The organism is uncultured Methylibium sp. (genome assembly GCF_902826655.1).
GTDB lineage: Bacteria > Pseudomonadota > Gammaproteobacteria > Burkholderiales > Burkholderiaceae_C > Methylibium.
Genome location: NZ_CADEFR010000041.1, coordinates 26,846 through 33,446 on the forward strand (window position 1 = coordinate 26,846; position 6,601 = coordinate 33,446).

At 72.1% G+C, this 6,601-nt stretch carries 6 protein-coding genes; 4 read left to right on the top strand and 2 right to left on the bottom strand.

What is annotated here, in order from left to right; translation table 11 throughout:
- Positions 1-20 precede the first annotated feature (20 nt).
- The 4 genes from argJ (at position 21) to QZV97_RS15110 (ending at position 3,656) form a co-directional block, all read left to right on the top strand.
- Positions 21-1,250, top strand: a complete 1,230-nt coding sequence (gene argJ / locus QZV97_RS15095; RefSeq protein ID WP_295643808.1) for a bifunctional glutamate N-acetyltransferase/amino-acid acetyltransferase ArgJ — start codon at positions 21-23, stop codon at positions 1,248-1,250.
- 102 nt (positions 1,251-1,352) lie between these two features.
- The gene (locus QZV97_RS15100; protein ID WP_295643811.1) at positions 1,353-1,505 is read left to right on the top strand and encodes a hypothetical protein; all 153 of its coding nucleotides are present in this window, start codon (positions 1,353-1,355) and stop codon (positions 1,503-1,505) included.
- A gap of 158 nt (positions 1,506-1,663) precedes the next feature.
- Positions 1,664-3,016: an MFS transporter gene (locus tag QZV97_RS15105; RefSeq protein WP_295643814.1), complete on the top strand. Its 1,353-nt coding sequence runs from the start codon at positions 1,664-1,666 to the stop codon at positions 3,014-3,016.
- 10 nt (positions 3,017-3,026) lie between these two features.
- Entirely contained in the window at positions 3,027-3,656 is a 630-nt protein-coding gene (locus QZV97_RS15110; RefSeq protein WP_295643817.1) for a GNAT family protein, read from the top strand.
- Here QZV97_RS15110 and hutH read toward each other — a convergent pair.
- Together hutH and hutU are read right to left on the bottom strand one after the other, a co-directional pair.
- Positions 3,613-5,166: a histidine ammonia-lyase gene (gene hutH / locus QZV97_RS15115; RefSeq protein ID WP_295643820.1), complete on the bottom strand. Its 1,554-nt coding sequence runs from the start codon at positions 5,164-5,166 to the stop codon at positions 3,613-3,615. The two genes, QZV97_RS15110 and hutH, sit on opposite strands and share 44 nt — an antisense overlap.
- A gap of 131 nt (positions 5,167-5,297) precedes the next feature.
- Positions 5,298-6,601: urocanate hydratase (hutU, locus tag QZV97_RS15120; RefSeq protein WP_295643823.1), on the bottom strand; the 1,304-nt coding region annotated here is incomplete at its 5' end.

The window sequence follows — 6,601 nt, forward strand, 5'->3', positions numbered from 1 at the left end:
GGCGTCGACCGGAGATCGCCATGCCCGTGAAGCTCGCCGCGCCGGATCCTGTCGACCTGCACCCGGTGCCCGGTGTCGAGATCGGCATCGCCATGGCCGGCGTGCGCAAGGCCAACCGGCGCGACCTGACCGTCTTCACGCTGGCCGAGGGCTCGGCGGTGGCGGGCGTCTTCACCCAGAACCGCTTCTGCGCCGCGCCGGTGCAGATCTGCCGCGAGCACCTGGCCGCCGGCGCCGCGATCCGCGCGCTGGTGATCAACACCGGCAATGCCAACGCCGGCACCGGGGCCGACGGCCTGGCGCGGGCGCAGCGCAGCTGCGAGGCGCTGGCCGGCGCACTCGGCCTCACGGCCGCGCAGGTGCTGCCGTTCTCCACCGGCGTGATCATGGAGACGCTGCCCGTCGACCGCATCGTCGCCGGGCTGCCGGCGGCGCTGGCCGACCGCAAGGCGGACCACTGGCTCGCCGCGGCCGAGGCCATCATGACGACCGACACGGTGGCCAAGGCCGCGTCGCGCCAGCTGTCGATCGGCGGCGCGACGGTCACCGTCACCGGCATCGCCAAGGGCGCCGGCATGATCCGGCCGAACATGGCCACGATGCTCGGCTTCGTCGCCACCGACGCGAAGATCTCGCAGCGCGTGCTGCAGGGCCTGGTGCGCGAGGCGGCCGACCGGTCCTTCAACCGCATCACGGTCGACGGCGACACCTCGACGAACGACAGCTTCCTGCTGATCGCCTCGCGCCAGGCGGCGCATGCCGAGATCACCGAGCTCGAGTCGCCGGAAGGCGCGGCGCTGCGCGACGCCGTGATCGCCGTTTCCCAGCAGCTCGCCCAGGCCATCGTGCGCGACGGCGAGGGCGCCACCAAGTTCATCACCGTGCGCGTCGACGGCGGTCGGACCAAGGACGAGTGCCGGCTGGTCGCCTATGCGATCGCACACTCGCCGCTGGTCAAGACCGCGTTCTTCGCGAGCGACCCCAACCTGGGCCGCATCCTCGCGGCGGTCGGCTATGCCGGCATCGCCGACCTGGATCAGTCGTTGATCGACCTCCATCTCGACGACGTGCACGTCGCGACGAAGGGCGGCCGCCACCCGGCCTACCAGGAGGCCGACGGCCAGCGCGTGATGAAGCAGGCCGAGATCACGGTCAAGGTCGACCTCCACCGCGGCAACGCGCACGCGACCGTGTGGACCTGCGATTTCTCGCACGACTACGTGACGATCAACGCGGACTACCGGAGCTGACGCCCGGTCCGCGCCGTCGGCGGCGCGCAACTCCCACGTCGTTGGGGTTGCCGCGGCCCGAGACGCGCTGCTAGCATCGTCCTCAGTTTCAAGGAGCGCACGATGACCACCCACCCACCGACCAGCCTGCCCACCGCGCGATGCGGCGGCGCGAGCGTCGGCGCGTGGATGCCGGCGTCGTCGTTCCGGCCGTCACCCCGACGGCGAGGCGCCGGCATCGCGGGCAAGCGCCCGGTCGCCGCCGCACCGCACTAGCCCCCAGCGAAGCCGCAGCCCGGCTGCCGTTCCGCTGAGACCTCGGCGGAAACAGGCGCCTCCTGCGTTCCTTGCCGCCAGACTTTCACCAGGCCCCGGCCCACCCGGCCGGCGGCCTCGCCAGACGCCCAACCGGCGGCTGGCCTCGGGAGACGATCATGATCTTCGAGCGCCTCGTCAAAGCGCTGACCCAGACCCTGAGCCGACGCTTCGCGCTGCCGGCCGACGACCTGCTGCGCGACGTCACCTACCGGCGCCTGTGGACCTCGATCCTCATCAGCTCCTTCGGCGGCCAGGTCACCATGCTGGCACTGCCGCTGACGGCGGCCGTGCTGCTGCACGCCACGCCCACGCAGATGGGCCTGCTGACGGCGATGGAGATCGCGCCCTTCGTGCTGCTGTCGCTGCCGGCCGGCGTCTGGCTGGACCGGGTGCGCAAGCTGCCGGTCTACGTGGCCGGCGAGGCCAGCATCGCGCTGGTCGTCGTCAGCGTGCCTTTCGCCTGGTGGATGGGCTGGCTGGGCATGACCTGGATGTACGCGGCCGCCTTCGTGATGGGCTGCATCTACGTCACGGCCGGCTCGGCGGCGCAGATCGTGCTGACGCAGGTGGTGGCGCGCGAGCGTCTGGTCGAGGCGCATGCCAAGAACTCGCTCGCGACCTCGGGCGCCGAGGTGGCCGGGCCCGGCGTGGCCGGCGCGCTGATCAAGCTCGTCGGCGCGCCGCTGGCCCTGCTGGTCGATGCGGTGCTGCTGGTGGTGTCGGTCGCGATCCTGCGCGGCGTGCAGGTGCACGAGCGCCTGGACCATCGCGCCGAGCGCCGCTTCTGGCCCGACCTGCGCGCCGGCATCGCCTTCGTGCGCGGCACGCCGCTGCTGGTGGCCCTGGCACTGGCCGTCGGCCTGTGGCAGATGTGTCACCACGCCGCCATCGTCGTGCAGATCCTGTTCGCGACGCGCACGCTGGGCCTGAACGAGTCGCAGGTCGGCCTGGCCTTCGTCGGCCTGGGCGTCGGCACGGTGCTGGCCAGCACGCTGGGCAACCGGCTGTCGCGCCGCATCGGACCGGGGCCCTGCCTGGTGCTGGGGATCGCGATCTGCGGGCTGGGCTGGCTGGCGCTGTCGGTGGCGCCTGCCAACGCCTGGGGTGTGGCGGTGTTCGCGGGGATGCTGGTGTGCTTCGGCGTCGGCGCGGTGCTGATCTTCATCAACTTCCTGGCGCTGCGACAGGCGGTCACGCCGGCCTCGCTGCTGGGCCGCATGACCAGCACGATGCGCTGGCTGATCCTGATTCCCGCCGGCCCGGGCGCGCTGATCGGCGGCTGGCTGGGCGAACACGTCGGCCTGCGCGCCGCGCTGGTCTTCGCCGGCGGCAGCGCGCTGCTGCTGGCGGCGCTGGCCTGGCAGCACCCGGTGATCCGCGGTACGCGGTCGCTGCCGCAGCCCGAGAGCGACGAAGACCTGGTCGGCGCCGAAGGCATGGTGCGTCCCGCCCAGGCCGAGGCGGTGTGAGGAACCTGCCGTGACGGTTGCGCCGATCGACCCGCGGCTGATCGAGGTGCCGATGCGCCTGGACACGCCGCGCCTGGTGATCCGCTGCCCGCGTGCCGGCGACGGCGCGAGCTACTTCGAGGCTGTCAGCGCTTCGCTCGATGCGCTGAAGCCCTGGATGCCCTGGGCGCACGAACCGCAGACTCCCGAGCGCAGCGAGGCGCTCGCTCGCGGCTTCCACGCCGACTTCATCGCGCGCCGCGACCTGGTGATGGCCGTCTTCCTGCGCCGCGCCGACGGCGGCGAAGGGCCGCTCGTCGGCGGCACCGGCCTGCACCGCTTCGACTGGGCCCTGCGGCGCTTCGAGATCGGCTACTGGATACGCAGCGGCCATGGCGGCCAGGGCCTCGTCACCGAGGCGGTCAATGCCGTGGCCGACATGGCCTTGACGCAACTTGCGGCGCGCCGCGTCGAGATCCGCTGCGACGACCGCAACCGACCCAGCTGGCGCGTCGCCGAGCGTTGCGGCTTCGTGCTCGAGGGGGTGCTGCGCAACGAGGCGCTGGACGTGCAGGGCCTGCCGCGCGACACGCGGGTCTACGCCCGCGTCGACGCGTCTAGGCCGGCGTCCACAGCCGCGGGAGGCCCGGCAGCGCCCTGAAGACGCGCGACAGCGAGCCGTCGGTCACCAGAGCGGTCGCGCGCTCGATGTCGGGCGCCAGATAGCGGTCCTCGTCGACGCTGGGGCAGGCGGCGCGCAGCAGCGCATGCGCGTCCTCCAGCGCCGGCGAGCTGGCCAGCGGCCGCAGGAAGTCGATGCCCTGGGCCGCGGCCAGCAGCTCGATGCCGAGGATGTGCGCCGTGTTGGCGATCATCGGCTGCAGGCGTCGTGCCGCGAAGGTCGCCATCGACACGTGGTCCTCCTGGTTGGCCGAGGTCGGCAGCGAGTCGACACTGGCCGGGTGGGCCAGCGACTTGTTCTCGCTGGCCAGCGAGGCGGCGGTCACGTGCGCGATCATGAAGCCCGAGTTCAGCCCGGCGTCGCGCGTCAGGAAGGGCGGCAGGCGCGACACGCCGGCGTCGATCAGCATCGCGATGCGCCGCTCGGCGATCGCGCCGACCTCGGCGATCGCCAGCGCCATGCCGTCGGCCGCCAGCGCCACCGGTTCGGCGTGGAAGTTGCCGCCGGACACCAGCTCTTCGCCGTCGGCGAAGACCAGCGGGTTGTCGGTCACCGCATTGGCCTCGCGCAGCAGCACCAGCGCGGCGTGGCGCAACTGGTCGAGGCAGGCGCCGACCACCTGCGGCTGGCAGCGCAGCGAGTAGGGGTCCTGCACGCGGTCGTCGCCTTCCAGATGCGAGCGGCGGATCGGGCTGCCGGCCAGCAGCGCGCGGTAGTACTGCGCCACGTCGATCTGCCCCGGCTGGCCGCGCAGCGCGTGGATGCGCGGATCGAACGGCCCGTCGCTGCCGCGCGCCGCGTCCACCGTCAGCGCGCCCACCACCAGCGCGGCCTCCAGCACCGGCTCGAAGCTCAGGAAGGCGTGCAGCGCCAGCGCCGTCGAGGTCTGCGTGCCGTTGATCAGCGCCAGGCCCTCCTTGGCGGCCAGCTTCAGCGGCGCGATGCCGGCCTCGCGCAGGGCCTGCTGGGCCGAGCGGCGCTGACCGGCGATCAGCATCTCGCCCTCGCCCATCAGCGCCAGCGTCATGTGCGCCAGCGGCGCGAGGTCGCCCGAAGCACCGACCGAGCCCTGGCTCGGCACGTAGGGCACGAGGCCGGCGTTGAAGACCGCGAGCAGCGTGTCGATCACGACGTCGCGCACGCCCGAGGCGCCGCGCGCCAGGCTGGCGGCCTTGAGCGCCAGCATCAGCCGCACGACGGCGGGCTGGAGCGGCACGCCGACCCCGACGCTGTGCGAGCGGATCAGGTTGAGTTGCAGCCGGTCGAGCGCGGCCTCGTCGATGCGCGTGCTCGCCAGCTTGCCGAAACCGGTGTTGACGCCGTAGACGGCGGTAGTGCCGGCGGCGGCGCGTTGCACGACGGCTGCGCTGGCGCGGATGCCGTCGCGTGCGGCGGCGTCGATTGCGAGTCGGACCTTGCCCGAGTGGATGGCTTGCAGATCCTCCAGACCGAGGGAGCCTGGGGTCAGGGTCAATGTTGACTTCGTCATGAGGCCGTGGTTATCGGGAGGGTGTGCCGGTTCCGCCCGGCGGGCGGGTCACTTTCATTTGTTGGCCCAAATGAAAGTGACTCGCCCGCCGGGGCGAGACCCGGCGCGGCCTTGCAAGGTCAGCAGACCCATCATCCAGTCCCGAGCATCGGCAGCTTCAACCCCTGCTCGCGCGCGCAGCGCACGGCATCGTCGTAACCCGCATCCGCATGCCGCATCACACCGGTGGCCGGGTCGTTCCACAACACCCGCTCGATACGCCGAGCCGCCGCGTCGCTGCCATCGCAGACGATCACCACCCCCGCATGCTGCGAATAGCCCATGCCGACCCCGCCGCCATGGTGCAGCGACACCCAGGTCGCGCCGCCCGCGGTGTTGAGCAGCGCGTTCAGCAGCGGCCAGTCGCTCACCGCATCGCTGCCGTCGCGCATCGCCTCGGTCTCGCGGTTGGGGCTGGCGACCGACCCGCTGTCGAGGTGGTCGCGGCCGATCACGATCGGCGCCTTCAGCTCGCCCGACTTCACCATCTCGTTGAAGGCCAGCCCGGCGCGGTGGCGCTCGCCCAGGCCGATCCAGCAGATGCGCGCCGGCAGGCCCTGGAAGGCGATGCGCTCGCCGGCCATGTCCAGCCACCGGTGCAGGTGGGGGTCGGCGGGGAACAGCTCCTTCATCTTCGCGTCGGTCCTGCGGATGTCCTCGGGGTCGCCGCTCAGCGCGACCCAGCGGAACGGTCCCTTGCCGCGGCAGAACAAGGGCCTGATGTAGGCGGGTACGAAGCCGGGGAAGTCGAAGGCGTTCTTCACGCCGGCATCGAAGGCGACCTGGCGGATGTTGTTGCCGTAGTCCACCGTCGGCACGCCCATCGCCTGGAAGGCCAGCATCGCCTGGACATGGACGGCGCAGCTCTTCGCGGCGGCGTCGCGCAGCGCGGCGTGCTGTACAGCGTCGGCGCGTGCGGCCTGCCAGCGAGCCAGGCTCCAGCCGGCCGGCAGGTAGCCGTTGAGCAGGTCGTGGGCGCTGGTCTGGTCGGTGACGAGGTCGGGGCGGATGCCGCCGTGCCGCGCCCGCTCCACCAGCTCGGGCAGCAGCTCGGCCGCGTTGCCGAGCAGGCCGACCGACACCGCCTTCTTCTCGTCCGCGTAGCGCGCCATGCGCGCCAGCGCGTCGTCGAGATCAGTGGCCTGCTCGTCGAGGTAGCGGGTCGCGAGCCGCATGTCGATGCGACTCTGCTGACACTCGATGTTCAGCGACGAAGCCCCGGCGAAGCTGGCCGCCAGCGGCTGCGCGCCGCCCATGCCGCCGAGGCCGGCGGTGAGGATCCACTTGCCGGAAAGGCTGCCACCGTAGTGTTGGTGGCCGGCCTCGACGAAGGTCTCGTAGGTGCCCTGCACGATGCCCTGGCTGCCGATGTAGATCCAGGAGCCGGCGGTCATCT

Excerpts from the sequence above, each read along its gene's own strand:
- argJ (WP_295643808.1), top strand. The coding sequence starts at position 21 with ATGCCCGTGAAGCTCGCCGCGCCGGATCCTGTCGACCTGCACCCGGTG.
- QZV97_RS15100 (WP_295643811.1), top strand. The coding sequence starts at position 1,353 with ATGACCACCCACCCACCGACCAGCCTGCCCACCGCGCGATGCGGCGGC.
- QZV97_RS15105 (WP_295643814.1), top strand. The coding sequence starts at position 1,664 with ATGATCTTCGAGCGCCTCGTCAAAGCGCTGACCCAGACCCTGAGCCGA.
- hutH (WP_295643820.1), bottom strand. The coding sequence starts at position 5,166 with ATGACGAAGTCAACATTGACCCTGACCCCAGGCTCCCTCGGTCTGGAG.